Origin of the sequence: Paenibacillus tundrae, from assembly GCF_030812775.1 — a bacterium.
Lineage (GTDB): Bacteria > Bacillota > Bacilli > Paenibacillales > Paenibacillaceae > Paenibacillus > Paenibacillus tundrae_A.
Genome location: NZ_JAUSTI010000001.1, coordinates 402,316 through 415,040 on the forward strand (window position 1 = coordinate 402,316; position 12,725 = coordinate 415,040).

General features: G+C 45.4%; 15 protein-coding genes. All 15 read left to right on the top strand.

Annotation, left to right across the window (positions count from 1 at the left end; genetic code table 11):
* Positions 1 to 44: 44 nt before the first annotated feature.
* The 15 genes from J2T19_RS01985 to ahrC all read left to right on the top strand — a co-directional run bounded on the left by J2T19_RS01985 (position 45) and on the right by ahrC (position 12,722).
* Positions 45 to 881 (top strand): SpoIIIAH-like family protein, encoded by an 837-nt coding sequence (locus J2T19_RS01985; protein ID WP_307212576.1) that lies wholly within the window; start codon positions 45 to 47, stop codon positions 879 to 881.
* A 138-nt stretch (positions 882 to 1,019) separates the two neighbouring features.
* Positions 1,020 to 1,484 (top strand): acetyl-CoA carboxylase biotin carboxyl carrier protein, encoded by a 465-nt coding sequence (gene accB, locus J2T19_RS01990; RefSeq protein ID WP_307212579.1) that lies wholly within the window; start codon positions 1,020 to 1,022, stop codon positions 1,482 to 1,484.
* Between the two features lie 55 nt (positions 1,485 to 1,539).
* Positions 1,540 to 2,883: an acetyl-CoA carboxylase biotin carboxylase subunit gene (gene accC / locus J2T19_RS01995; protein ID WP_307212581.1), complete on the top strand. Its 1,344-nt coding sequence runs from the start codon at positions 1,540 to 1,542 to the stop codon at positions 2,881 to 2,883.
* A 220-nt stretch (positions 2,884 to 3,103) separates the two neighbouring features.
* On the top strand, positions 3,104 to 3,514 hold the full coding sequence (locus J2T19_RS02000; protein ID WP_056696536.1) for an Asp23/Gls24 family envelope stress response protein: 411 nt from the start codon (positions 3,104 to 3,106) through the stop codon (positions 3,512 to 3,514).
* A gap of 138 nt (positions 3,515 to 3,652) precedes the next feature.
* Positions 3,653 to 4,192: an alkaline shock response membrane anchor protein AmaP gene (gene amaP, locus J2T19_RS02005; RefSeq protein WP_056696538.1), complete on the top strand. Its 540-nt coding sequence runs from the start codon at positions 3,653 to 3,655 to the stop codon at positions 4,190 to 4,192.
* Between the two features lie 14 nt (positions 4,193 to 4,206).
* Positions 4,207 to 4,440, top strand: a complete 234-nt coding sequence (locus J2T19_RS02010; RefSeq protein WP_056696540.1) for a DUF2273 domain-containing protein — start codon at positions 4,207 to 4,209, stop codon at positions 4,438 to 4,440.
* A gap of 218 nt (positions 4,441 to 4,658) precedes the next feature.
* On the top strand, positions 4,659 to 5,111 hold the full coding sequence (gene nusB / locus J2T19_RS02015; protein WP_307212586.1) for a transcription antitermination factor NusB: 453 nt from the start codon (positions 4,659 to 4,661) through the stop codon (positions 5,109 to 5,111).
* A 45-nt stretch (positions 5,112 to 5,156) separates the two neighbouring features.
* Positions 5,157 to 6,014, top strand: coding sequence for a bifunctional methylenetetrahydrofolate dehydrogenase/methenyltetrahydrofolate cyclohydrolase FolD (folD, locus tag J2T19_RS02020; protein WP_307212587.1), 858 nt, complete (start codon positions 5,157 to 5,159; stop codon positions 6,012 to 6,014).
* 8 nt (positions 6,015 to 6,022) lie between these two features.
* Positions 6,023 to 7,384, top strand: coding sequence for an exodeoxyribonuclease VII large subunit (gene xseA / locus J2T19_RS02025; RefSeq protein ID WP_307212590.1), 1,362 nt, complete (start codon positions 6,023 to 6,025; stop codon positions 7,382 to 7,384).
* On the top strand, positions 7,374 to 7,622 hold the full coding sequence (xseB, locus tag J2T19_RS02030) for an exodeoxyribonuclease VII small subunit (protein ID WP_056696546.1): 249 nt from the start codon (positions 7,374 to 7,376) through the stop codon (positions 7,620 to 7,622). The genes xseA and xseB overlap by 11 nt, the downstream gene beginning before the upstream one ends.
* Complete coding sequence (locus tag J2T19_RS02035) at positions 7,615 to 8,520, top strand: polyprenyl synthetase family protein (RefSeq protein WP_370874770.1); 906 nt, start codon at positions 7,615 to 7,617, stop codon at positions 8,518 to 8,520. Before xseB ends, J2T19_RS02035 begins: the two co-directional genes overlap by 8 nt.
* A 283-nt stretch (positions 8,521 to 8,803) precedes the next feature.
* Positions 8,804 to 10,711, top strand: a complete 1,908-nt coding sequence (gene dxs / locus J2T19_RS02040; protein ID WP_307212597.1) for a 1-deoxy-D-xylulose-5-phosphate synthase — start codon at positions 8,804 to 8,806, stop codon at positions 10,709 to 10,711.
* Between the two features lie 113 nt (positions 10,712 to 10,824).
* Positions 10,825 to 11,670 (top strand): TlyA family RNA methyltransferase, encoded by an 846-nt coding sequence (locus J2T19_RS02045; RefSeq protein ID WP_307212600.1) that lies wholly within the window; start codon positions 10,825 to 10,827, stop codon positions 11,668 to 11,670.
* An 84-nt stretch (positions 11,671 to 11,754) separates the two neighbouring features.
* Positions 11,755 to 12,240 carry a hypothetical protein gene (locus J2T19_RS02050; protein WP_307213135.1) on the top strand — a complete coding sequence of 162 codons (486 nt, stop codon included), beginning with the start codon at positions 11,755 to 11,757 and terminating at the stop codon, positions 12,238 to 12,240.
* 32 nt (positions 12,241 to 12,272) lie between these two features.
* Positions 12,273 to 12,722, top strand: a complete 450-nt coding sequence (ahrC, locus tag J2T19_RS02055; RefSeq protein ID WP_145045291.1) for a transcriptional regulator AhrC/ArgR — start codon at positions 12,273 to 12,275, stop codon at positions 12,720 to 12,722.
* The last annotated feature ends 3 nt before the right edge of the window (positions 12,723 to 12,725 follow it).

The window sequence follows — 12,725 nt, forward strand, 5'->3', positions numbered from 1 at the left end:
AAGATGTAATTCAAGATTGAAGCTAATTCGAGGAGGAAGTATTAATGAATAACAAACGCCAAACGGTATGGCTTGTGTCTATGCTCAGTCTGATGGTTATTTTGTCTGCATATTACCTCTTTACAGAAGACTCGGGTCCCGTGAATCCACCTGTTGCGGATAGCCAGCAAGTAGATGGAATGAAGCAAGATGAGGCCACAGAGACAGCAGGTATTCTGGATCCAACAGAAGGTTTGGTTGTGAACGAAGTTGTTACTGGCGGAGAAGTGGAAGAAACGGATGCGAGTACGGGAACAGAAGGAACGACAGCCGAATCGACTGATCCAGCTGCTGTTGAAGGTAAGGAAACGGCAGAACCAGGCAAAACCCCAGCTGCTGAATCGAATGAGGGCAAGAGTGAGGCTGGCAAGGAATCAGACAAAGGAACAACAACTAGCCCTGAGGCAAGTGGAGCTGCAGAGGAGAATGCAACTAAAACCGATGAGGAGGTTCTGAAAGAGATGGAAGAACAGAACACAGCGGTGTCCGCAAGCAGTCAATTCCAAAACTATCAATGGCAGAGAGAGGAAAGCAACAATCGCAAATATGAGGAACTCATGACCGTGGCTGGGGATCTTAGCAAAACGCCAGAAGAGAACGCTAAAGCTACGGAGCAGATCCGTGAGCTTGAAGAGAGAACAGCTAAGATTAACGGGATTGAAGAGACGCTCTCCCAGCAATTTTCCAATGCGATTATCGAAGAAAACGAAGATAAGTATAAAGTCGTAGTGCTTAGTGACAAACTGGATGTAAAACAAGCGGTTTCCATTGTGGATTTGGTGATGAAGGAACTGGCTGTCGCACAGAATAAAATCAGTGTTCAATACGTGACAGAACAGTAAGGAAAGGGCTTGGATGGAGGCCTGGGAGCTTGTTAAACTCCCGGGCTCTTTCCATTTTTAATGATTATGATATAATACATAAAGCCATATGACCGTCTAAGTGAGACTGGCATGATGCCGAAGGAGTGAATAATGCTAATGTTTAAATTGAGCGAGATCAAAGAACTGATTAAACTGGTAGATGAAAGTTCCGTTCAGGAGTTGGAAATTGAAAATGAGGGATCACGTCTCTCTATACGCAAACCAGGTAAAACGGAATATGTTCAAACAACTGCTGTGCAACCTCAAGTTGTTGCTGCTCCACAGGTTCAACCTGCTGCAGTGGTCACTGAAACTGCACCACAAGCCGATACTACAAGCCATTTACATAAAATCGTATCTCCGATGGTAGGTACTTTTTACAGAGCTTCTTCTCCGGAAGCAGGTCCTTTTGTAAGCGTTGGTGATAAAGTTGCCGAAAAAACAACGGTTTGTATCATCGAAGCGATGAAGCTGATGAACGAGCTTGATGCTGATATCAAGGGAGAAATCGTTGAAGTGTTGGTTGAGAATGGACAGCTTGTTGAATACGGACAACCTCTGTTCTTGGTTAAACCGGAATAACGTTTATTGCCCGAGATTGGCAACCGCATGAGCTTCGAAGGAGGACAATAACGAAATGAAATTTCAAAAAATACTGATTGCAAACCGTGGCGAGATTGCGGTTCGTATTATTCGTGCGTGCCGTGAGCTCGGTATTTCGACGGTAGCCGTTTATTCGGAAGCAGATAAAGATTCACTGCATGTACGTCTAGCGGATGAGGCATATTGTATCGGCCCGACGTTGTCTAAGGACAGCTATTTGAATTTTACTAACATTATGAGTGTAGCTACGCTTACCGAGTGTGATGCCGTTCATCCGGGATATGGATTCTTGGCGGAGAACGCTGACTTTGCAGAAATTTGCGAGTCTTGCAATATTACATTTATCGGCCCATCTCCAGAAGCCATTACCAAAATGGGAGATAAGGCAGTTGCGAAGCAAACGATGAAGGACGCGGGAGTTCCGGTTATCCCTGGATCTGACGGACTTGTCGAAAGCATCGAGGAAGCGGTGATGCTCAGCCGTGATATCGGGTACCCAGTCATTATCAAAGCTACCGCAGGTGGCGGAGGTAAAGGGATTCGTATCGCTGAGGATGAAGAGTCACTTGTAAAACAAATTACCGCAGCTCAGCAGGAAGCACAGAAAGCGTTTGGTAATGCAGGCGTATATCTCGAAAAATTCTTGACGGGTATGAAACACGTTGAAATCCAAATTATTGCTGACAAACATGGCAATGCAGCACACCTTGGTGAGCGTGATTGTTCCGTTCAACGTCGTCGTCAGAAACTGGTCGAAGAGGCGCCTTGTCCTGTTCTGAATGAAGAAGTGCGTACGCTGATGGGAGATGCTGCAGTGCGCGCTGCGCTTGCAGTAAATTACTCTGGCGCGGGCACGCTGGAATTCCTGCTCAGCCCGAACGGTGAATTCTATTTCATGGAAATGAATACACGTATTCAAGTAGAGCATCCCGTAACAGAAATGGTTACTGGCGTCGATCTGATCCGGGAGATGATCTCGGTCGCAGAAGGTAATCCACTTTCATTCCGTCAGGAAGATGTAGTGATCAATGGTTGGTCTATCGAATGCCGGATTAATGCCGAAGATCCTGATCGTAATTTCATGCCTGCACCAGGCAAGATTGGATTTTATCTGGCACCAGGCGGTCCTGGTGTGCGTGTGGATAGCGCTGCTTACCCAGGCTATACCATCTCTCCGTTCTACGACTCCATGATCGCAAAATTGATCGTGTGGGGTGCAAACCGGGAAGAAGCTATTGCCAAAATGAAACGTGCGCTCGGGGAGTTTGCAATCGAAGGGATTTCCACGACGATCTCGTTCCATCAAAAATTGCTGGAGCACCCAACGTTCATTCGTGGTGACTTTGATATTAAATTCCTTGAGGAAAACGAGATTTAATATGCATATTGGGCTTGTTTGTCATAATGTAGCCCAAATGATATAGTATTTAATAATAAGAGCGCATGTCTCCTGTAAAGGATAAGCCCGCTTTGCGGAGATAAAATGCAGGAGTTCCGGTAAAGCCGGATCGGAACGGTATCTGACGGTCGTAGACCTTGGTACCTGCGCCCTCACGGATTGCCGCAAACTTATCTCGCGAAAGGTGTGTTAAACAGTTATGAGTACATTACCGACAGAATTTGAACGAACGGATATCGGTGAAATCCAGATCGCACCTGAAGTCATTGAAGTCATTGCTGGACTGGCTACAGTCGAAGTAAAAGGAGTAGCTGGCATGAGCGGCGGATTTGCAGGCGGATTTGCTGAATTGCTCGGTCGCAAAAACCTTTCCAAAGGTGTAAAAGTCGAAGTAGGACAGCGCGAAGCTGCTGTAGATGTTTCCGTTATTATTGAGTACGGATACCGCCTTCCACAGGTGGCTACTGAAATTCAGCAAAACGTGAAACGTTCTATTGAGAATATGACAGGACTGAATGTAAACGAAGTTAATGTTCATATTCACGACGTTCAATTCAAGAATGCTGAGAAAGTGGAAGAAATTGACGTGAACACACAACGCGTCAAATAACAAAGGGCAGATTCCCCCGGCATAACTGCCGGGGGTTATCCCGTCTTGGACAAGTCTTGAATTCATCTGAAGTTTGGCTGACGATGGAGCATGCGAAACAGATGTCAATGTTAGTGAGCAAGGGAGGCTGTGCAGTTCGTGGCGAAAATACTGGATCGGCTTCTGTTGTTTATATACAGCATAAGCGTTGGAGCAATATCGGCAGCAGTTATTCTTCTAGTTAGTGGAGTGCTGCCTTACGAATTGAATTACCAGCAGGAACAGAACGTCATTGTTGCAGCCGTTGTTGCAGCAGCGATTTTGTTTATCCTGAGTTTACGTTTCTTCTATATCTCGGTTCGGCGTGAACGTGCTTCATTGCCATCTGTAGATCAGCGTACAGAATACGGTGATGTGCAGATCTCAATGGAGACGATTGAGAATCTCTGTTTGAAGGCGACTTCGCGTTTTCGTGGGGTTCGTGATGTAAAAGCACGAATTCGCGTGGTGGAGTCCGGGTTGGAGATTATGATTCGTGCAGTAGTGGACGGGGAAAGCCCGATCCCTGCACTGACTTCCGATCTACAAAAGGCAATACATGATCATGTACAGGAGATTACGGGTATCCCCGTTTCCTTTGTTACAGTATATATTGCCAATGTTACCCAGTCGCCTAACTACAAGAGTCGAGTGGAATGAGGTGAGTTTCACTGATGCTGTGGAGAGAGATATGGGATAGTCACAGAGGCCGAGTATTAGGTATTGCCTTTGGTATCTTTTTTGGATTCCTTTATGTATGGATCGGTTTTTGGGATATGTTGTTCTTTGCACTTTTGGTGTTCATCGGTTATACGTTAGGCAGACGAAGTGATTCGAAGCTTGGCTCTTTCATTCCCTGGAGGGAATGGGGACAATGGCTGGGAGATCGCTGGCGTATGTTTAAGTAAGACCATCTGAGCCCTGCAATAGGTTTCTTCCGAAAATAGAGCTTAGTTTAATATGCCCGTTTTTTGGAGGAAACCTACTGCAGGTTTTTTTGTGAAAAGAGTTAACACTAATTAGACATCAAGGGCATTTTGTATCTGTTCGTGGATGATGGGATGCCCTGAATGATTATAAAATAAGCAGGATGACGCTTAAGAGTAAGCGTTGCAGGAGGCAGGACATGAAAAGACGTTTAGCAAGGGAAATTGCAGTACAAAGTCTGTATCAAATGGAAATGAACGAGGTGAGCGCGGCTGAAGCGGTTAATATGTTGATTAACGAGGCGGCTGAAGAAAACGAAGCGGATGTTGTCATTCGTGATGCAGATATCATGCGTACCTATGTTACAGATATTGTGAAAGAAACATGGAACCACAAAGAAGCTATCGATGGATTGCTTGTGGATTACCTCAAAGGCTGGCAGATTAGTCGTCTGTCCCGTGTAGATCGCCAGATTTTACGTCTAGCTACATTTGAGATGGTCTTTCGTGAAGATGTTCCAGCGAAAGTTGCAGTCAATGAAGCGATTGAGCTATCAAAACACTTTGGTACGGATGAATCCGGTAAGTTTGTCAACGGTGTGTTAGGCCGTATGATTCAAGAAGTTAACACGCTCAAGGAAAAATTGTCTTAATTCAAGATTACACACTATATATTCGCATAAGGGAGAGAGAGTACAATGACAGCATCTATTATTAACGGTAAAGAAGTTTCCCAAGAGATCCGCGCAGGCATAACAGCAGAAGTGAAGCAGCTTAGCGAACAGGGGGTAGTGCCTGGTCTGGCAGTTGTGCTCGTCGGGGAAGATCCGGCATCCCAAGTTTATGTGCGTAACAAAGAAAAGGCATGTCACGACCTTGGCTTCTACTCAGAAGTACATCGTTTAGATAAAAGTACCTCACAAGAGGATCTGCTAGCACTTGTGGACAAGCTGAATAATCAGGACAACATCAACGGAATTTTGGTTCAACTGCCTCTGCCGAAGCACATTGAAGAGAAAGCAGTTATTGATGCGATTTCTGTTGAAAAGGACGTGGATGGATTTCATCCTGTTAACGTAGGAAACCTTGTGATCGGTGATGATAGCTTGTTGCCATGTACCCCTGCTGGTGTAATCGAATTGATTAAACGTACAGGTCTTGAAATGTCAGGTAAACATGCTGTTGTTATTGGACGGAGTAATATCGTGGGCAAACCGGTATCACTGCTTCTTCAACGGGAGAACGCTACTGTGACCATGTGTCATTCCCGTACAGCGAATATGAAAGAAATTACGCGCCAGGCAGATATTCTGGTGGTAGCTATCGGACGAGCTAATTTTGTAGATGCCGATTATGTGAAGCCGGGTGCAGTTGTTATTGATGTGGGAATGAACCGCTTGGATAATGGTAAATTGGCTGGTGACGTTGATTTTGAAAGTGTAAAAACTGTATCGGGCCCAATTACTCCAGTTCCAGGCGGCGTAGGTCCTATGACAATTACGATGTTGATGCAAAATACATTGATCGCAGCCAAGCGTGCGCACGGATTGGCATAGGTTAGTCTGTGGCAGAGCAGCAGATCTACTCCATTAAAGATCTGAATCGGTACATCCGGATGAAATTGGAGTCCGATCAGATACTGTCGGACGTTTGGTTACGCGGAGAGATCTCTAACTTCACACATCACTCCAGCGGTCATATGTATTTTACTTTGAAGGATAAGGACAGTCGCATTAAAGCAATTATGTTTGCGTCACATAATCAGAGATTACCTTTTTTACCCAAAGAGGGTGCAAGGGTAATCGCAAGAGGGAACGTATCCGTGTATGAGCGGGATGGACAATATCAATTCTACGCCACCCATATGCAACCTGATGGTATCGGAAGTTTATATCTAGCTTATGAGCAGTTGAAGAAAAAGCTCGAAGAAGAAGGATTATTCTCTCCATCACGCAAAAGGGCGATCCCTCGTTATCCGCACACCATCGGTGTGGTGACCTCTCCAACAGGAGCGGCTGTTCGGGATATTTTAACGACGTTACAACGAAGGTATCCTTCTGCCAAAGTGGTTTTGTATCCTGTATTGGTACAAGGAAAAGGAGCAGCGCCTTCGATTGTTAAAGCCATTGGCAATCTGAATCGTCTTGGAGAAGCGGATGTCCTCATTGTCGGACGTGGGGGCGGTTCACTCGAAGAATTATGGGCATTTAACGAAGAGATCGTAGCTAGAGCTATCGTCGCTTCATCAATCCCTGTTATCTCTGCTGTGGGACACGAAACCGACTTTACGATTGCGGACTTTGCGGCTGATTTACGTGCTGCAACACCTACGGCTGCGGCAGAGCTTGCTGTACCTAACCGGGCTGAACTGCTTGATCAGATTCAACGGAGACAGCGTCAGCTCCAACAAAGCTTGCGTCAACGAGCTGTGCATAATCGTGAGCGTCTTGCCAGGCTGCAGCGCTCTCCAGTCCTTGTGCATCCTAGACGGACGCTGTTGCAGCATACAGAACGTTTGGACATGCTTCATCAACGTCTGCTTCGAACAGTGGACACGAGGCTTAAATGGACGGGGGAGAAGCAGGAACGATTGCTTGCAGCGCTCCAGCGTTTTAATCCTCGTGAACAGGTTTCAGTTGCTCAGCGTGAGCATGCAGCTGCCAGACGTCAACTGGAGCTTGCTATGAAGGCGATAACCAGATCCAAGCAACAACACTGGAAAGCTTCAATTCGGCACCTGGATGCGCTCAGCCCGCTAAAGGTCATGTCTCGTGGGTATAGTCTCGTGTATGACGATCAGGAGCAACGTTTAATTAAATCATTGAAAGATGTTCAACCAGGTGATTCAATCAAGATTAAATTAACAGACGGGCAGCTGGACTGTCAGGTTTGGGGGATGAAGGAGGACGATGACCATGGCGAATGAACCGGAACTGAATTTTGAAGAAGCGATGGCAGCGTTAGAAGACATCGTAAGTCAGCTGGAGCACGGAGATGTTCCTCTAGAGCAAGCGATTGACTTATTTCAGCGAGGCATGAAGCTTTCGCAACTTTGTGGCTTAAAGCTGGAGCAAGTGGAACGTAAGATCGAGATGATCGTAGAAGAAGATGGGGAACTTCGTAAGAAGCCGTTTGCTGATGAGAGTGGTGATGTTAATGAATAATCGTCCTGCATTTGAATTGTATCTTCAGGAGATCACAGAGCAGATCACCAATGAGTTGAAGGAAATCCTTCCTGCTGAATGGAACGTGCCTCAGTCTCTGCGTGATGCAATGCAGTATTCATTAATGGCCGGAGGCAAGCGCCTTCGACCACTGCTGGTCGTTGCTGCGGCGGAAGCTTTCGGTGCGGAGCGTCAAGCTGCGCTTCCGGTAGCCTGCGCCGTAGAGATGGTTCATACGTACTCCTTGATCCACGATGACCTGCCTGCTATGGATAATGATGACTATCGCAGGGGAAAATTAACGAATCACAAAGTATTTGGTGAAGCTACGGCAATCCTCGCAGGTGATGCACTGTTAACACATGCTTTCTACAGCATCGTTCAAGCAGGGCGCAAGAGCGGAGTTTCAGCGGAGTCACTGCTATCCATCGTGGAAGATCTGTCTGAGTTGGCAGGTGCTCGAGGTATGGTTGGCGGACAGGTAGCTGACATGGAAGGCGAGCAAGGAATGACGAACTTGGAACAACTTCAATACATCCATCTGCATAAAACGGGGGATTTAATTGTATTTTCCCTTATTGCAGGTGCACGGATCGGTGGAGCAACGCAAGGGCAACTGGAGGCACTACGAGTTTTCGGTAGAGATTTGGGGCTTGCTTTCCAGATTCAGGACGACATTCTTGACCTTACTGGCGATGAACAGAAGATGGGCAAAAAAACGCAAAGCGATGTGAATCAACAAAAGGTTACTTATCCTTTCTTTATTGGCTTGGAACAGTCTCAAGAGCAGGTTAGCGTGCTGACTCAATCGGCTAAGGATGCCCTCTGCAGAGCGGATCTAACCGATTCCTCCAGACTAATGGAGATTGCAGATTACTTAATGCGTAGAGATCATTAATTAATGATTCGTCTCAGTTGAGTTCTGAAAGTTCTGTTTCAATTAATTGAGAACCGTGTAATTATATTGATGTCCTTTTTATAGCGACGGAGTCTAGCTCACTTAGGATACATAATGATCGAACAGGGTGTCCCTGCTGGCGATAATACGTGCTATGGGTAGTGAAGTACCGTACATTATGATTCCTTTTCATTTATGTTATAATGATTTAATGTCAATTTATGAATTATGCATGAACGTATTACACAAAATTCAAACATTCTAGGAAAGCGGGGAGATTCTCGTGCTGCTTCCACAAATTAAACAACCCAGCGATCTGAAGTCGATGTCTCAGGATGACCTTGTTTTATTATCGGCGGAGATCCGGCAGTTTCTCATTGAGAAGTTGTCCGCTACAGGGGGGCATCTTGCACCCAACTTAGGAGTGGTTGAGCTCACGGTTGCCCTGCATTACTGTTATAACAGTCCGGTAGATAAAATGATCTTTGATGTTGGGCATCAGGCTTATGTACACAAAGTCCTTACAGGTCGTATGGATCGATTCGATACTTTACGTCAACACAATGGATTGTGCGGATTCGTTAAACGTAATGAGAGTGAACACGATGTATGGGAAGCCGGTCATAGCAGTACTTCATTGTCTGCAGCGATGGGTATGGCACTTGCTCGTGATCTTAAAGGTGAAGACAACAAAGTTATACCTATTATCGGGGATGGAGCGCTTACAGGCGGTATGGCTTTTGAAGCACTCAATCATATTGGCCATGAGCAGAAGAAAATGATGGTCATCCTCAATGATAACGAAATGTCTATTGCTCCAAATGTAGGGGCAATGCATAAATATCTAAGTAAAATTCGTTCGGATCGTCACTATTTGAAAGCCAAAGACGATGTGGAGGGAATGCTGAAAAGAATTCCTGCCATTGGCGACAGACTGGCTAAATCAGCGAGCTGGATCAAGGATAGCGTGAAATATATGATGGTTCCAGGGGTTCTCTTTGAAGAGCTGGGATTTAAGTACTTGGGTCCGATCGACGGACATGATATTCCTAAGCTGATCGAAGCGTTCAAACAGGCGGATAACGTTGAAGGACCTGTGTTAGTTCATGTCCTTACAACCAAAGGTAAAGGTTATCAGCCTGCAGAAGCCGATTCGCATAAATGGCATGGAATTTCACCGTACAAAATTGAATCTGGTCAAGTTCTAAAAGCTGTTGGAAAACCAATGTATACTGAAATATTTGGTCAAACGTTAGTTGAATTGGCTAAGGAAGATAAGCGTATCGTAGCAGTGACACCGGCGATGCCTACCGGCTCGGGTCTTATTCCATTTAGTAAGGAATTCCCGGATCGAATGATTGACGTTGGTATTGCAGAGCAACATGCGGCTACGATGTCTGCAGCACTGGCAATGGAAGGTTTGAAACCGATCTTTGCAGTGTATTCGACCTTCATGCAGCGTGCGTATGACCAGATTGTGCATGATATTTGCCGTCACAACGCTAACGTCATCTTTGCAATCGACCGTGCTGGATTTGTAGGGCCGGATGGTGAAACGCATCAAGGGGTGTATGATGTGGCGTTCATGCGTCATATTCCTAACATTGTACTGATGATGCCTAAAGATGAAAATGAACTGCGTCATATGATGAAGACTGCAATTGAGTATAATGATGGACCAATCGCATACCGTTACCCACGGAATAATGTCGTTGGGGTACCACTTGACGAGCAACTTGTACCGATTCCGATCGGTACATGGGAGCAGATCAGACCAGCGGAAGGGTACGCTATTATTGCCTCAGGCTCCATGTTGCAAATTGCGGAAGAAGCTGCTGAGTTAGTGAAAAGAGAGGGCATTACGGCTGGTGTAATTAATGCTCGATTCCTCAAACCACTGGATGAGCAAATGCTACGTGATTTGGCTGTACGAGGCACTAAAATTATTGTGCTTGAAGAAGCGTCACAAGCGGGAAGCATGGGTAGTGCTGTGCTGGAGTTCTACGCAGAACAAGGCTTACACGATGTCCAAGTGCATTTAATGGGGATTCCTGATCGGTTTATCGAGCATGGAAGCATTAATGAGCAGCGGGCAGAAGTTGGTCTTACCGTAGAAAATGTAAGCTCCGAATTACGTTCGTTGGCAGCACAATCGTCATATAGCATGTCACGAACCAAATTCCCTTCTTAATAAATAGGGATCCAAAAGCCTCGATCATAAGATCGATTCACAACAAACTTTTAATGTGATCCCTGTGAGGCATCGCCTGAATGATTAGCATTACTTGATGATAGGAGAAAGACATGTCACTCCCCAAAGAACGAATTGATGTTCTGCTGGTCGAGCAAGGTTATTATGAGAGCCGTGAGAAAGCAAAAGCGGCGATTATGGCTGGACTAGTGTATGCCAATAATGAACGAATTGAAAAGGCTGGGATGAAGATTCCACGGGAAGCGGAATTGAAGGTTAAAGGTTCTGTTCACCCTTATGTGGGTCGAGGCGGGTTAAAGCTGGAAAAGGCGATCCGTCATTTCAATCTTGATATGAACGAACGGGTTATGCTGGATATTGGATCGTCTACCGGCGGTTTTACGGACTGCGCCTTGCAGCATGGCGCTTCCCATGTCTACGCCATTGATGTCGGATACAATCAACTGGATTGGTCTCTGCGTAATGATGAGCGTGTCACGGTCATGGAAAGAACCAATTTTCGGTACGTTACCCCAGAAGATCTGATAGGCCCTTTACCGAACTTTGCGAGTATTGATGTCTCGTTCATCTCACTACGCATTATATTACCGCCACTAATCGCTCTGCTTCATCGACCTGCGGATATCGTAGCTCTGATTAAACCACAGTTCGAAGCTGGACGTGAGAAAGTAGGCAAGTCAGGCGTTGTTCGAGATACTGTGGTGCATAAGGAAGTGTTGGAAACGATGCTTCGTTATGCGAAAGAACTCGGATTGAAGCTAAAAGACTTAACCTTCTCACCGATTACTGGTGGGGAAGGCAACATTGAATTCCTTGCACATTGGCGACTGGAAGAACCAGACGCAACACAACCAGAGAACAATGTAGCTGACCTAGATGCACTGGCACAACAGGTTGCAACTCAAGCTGCGCATACATTTAAGGGAAACTCATCATAAGATGGGTTTCTTTTCGCTGGAAAGGTGATTCTAATAACAGGAGAATGACGGATCAACCGCGAATAAGTCTTCGAGGTGAAGACAATGGATGGGCAATATGACACAATCGTGATTGGTGTGTTTGCTATCTGTTTGATCGTATGGTTATTCTATGGGTTACGTAACTGGATTAATCGGCCACAGCCTGTAAGCTTGACTGGCATTCAATTGAATGCAGATATTCAGGAATCGCCTGCAATTGATCTACTTGAAGCACAGGGGTATGAAATCATTGGTGGTAAGATGAAGGTGCCGCTTGCTTTTGAGGCGAATGAATCGGTGTTTCACAGTAGACTATTCATTGATTATGTCGCCCAGCAGGATGGATATCGATATCTTGTGAAGACATCCAGACGCAGGCAACCTGTGGAATATACAGGCTCAGGCCTTCGCGATCGTTTTCTTCACTATTTATTGTTATACCCCGGCTGTGAGGGCTTGTTATATGTGGATCTTGAGGACTCAAGTGTGAAGTTAATCCGATTGATGGATTATGAGGAAGATGCATACGATGGTGAAGATTTGGACTAAGATTAAGGCAATTACTAGAACTGGAGGCTTTTATGAAAGGACAACGACACATTAAGATACGTGAAATTATAAGTCAGAATGAAATTGAAACTCAAGATGATCTCGTTGAAGCATTGCGACAATCTGGTTTTCAAGTAACTCAAGCCACGGTATCCCGTGACATTAAAGAATTGTTATTGATTAAAATTCCTATGGATGATGGGCGATATAAATATTCTCTTCCAACCGATCAAAGATACAATCCGATTCAAAAGCTGAAACGTGCATTAGTGGATAATTTTCTACACATTGACCATGCGAATAATCTGGTTGTTATGAAATGTTTGCCAGGGACAGCGAACTCCATTGCGGCATTACTGGATAATATCGAATGGACAGAAGTGATGGGAACAATCTGTGGAGACGATACGATTCTGATTATCTGCCGTACTGAAGATAACAGCGTTACAGTGATTGACCGCATTATGGGTTATATTTCCTAGGAA

Bases quoted from the DNA above. Each gene is read 5' to 3' on its own strand.
- J2T19_RS01985 (WP_307212576.1), top strand. From the start codon at position 45: ATGAATAACAAACGCCAAACGGTATGGCTTGTGTCTATGCTCAGTCTG.
- accB (WP_307212579.1), top strand. From the start codon at position 1,020: ATGTTTAAATTGAGCGAGATCAAAGAACTGATTAAACTGGTAGATGAA.
- accC (WP_307212581.1), top strand. From the start codon at position 1,540: ATGAAATTTCAAAAAATACTGATTGCAAACCGTGGCGAGATTGCGGTT.
- J2T19_RS02000 (WP_056696536.1), top strand. From the start codon at position 3,104: ATGAGTACATTACCGACAGAATTTGAACGAACGGATATCGGTGAAATC.
- J2T19_RS02010 (WP_056696540.1), top strand. From the start codon at position 4,207: ATGCTGTGGAGAGAGATATGGGATAGTCACAGAGGCCGAGTATTAGGT.
- nusB (WP_307212586.1), top strand. From the start codon at position 4,659: ATGAAAAGACGTTTAGCAAGGGAAATTGCAGTACAAAGTCTGTATCAA.
- folD (WP_307212587.1), top strand. From the start codon at position 5,157: ATGACAGCATCTATTATTAACGGTAAAGAAGTTTCCCAAGAGATCCGC.
- xseB (WP_056696546.1), top strand. From the start codon at position 7,374: ATGGCGAATGAACCGGAACTGAATTTTGAAGAAGCGATGGCAGCGTTA.
- J2T19_RS02035 (WP_370874770.1), top strand. From the start codon at position 7,615: ATGAATAATCGTCCTGCATTTGAATTGTATCTTCAGGAGATCACAGAG.
- J2T19_RS02045 (WP_307212600.1), top strand. From the start codon at position 10,825: ATGTCACTCCCCAAAGAACGAATTGATGTTCTGCTGGTCGAGCAAGGT.
- J2T19_RS02050 (WP_307213135.1), top strand. From the start codon at position 11,755: ATGGATGGGCAATATGACACAATCGTGATTGGTGTGTTTGCTATCTGT.
- ahrC (WP_145045291.1), top strand. From the start codon at position 12,273: ATGAAAGGACAACGACACATTAAGATACGTGAAATTATAAGTCAGAAT.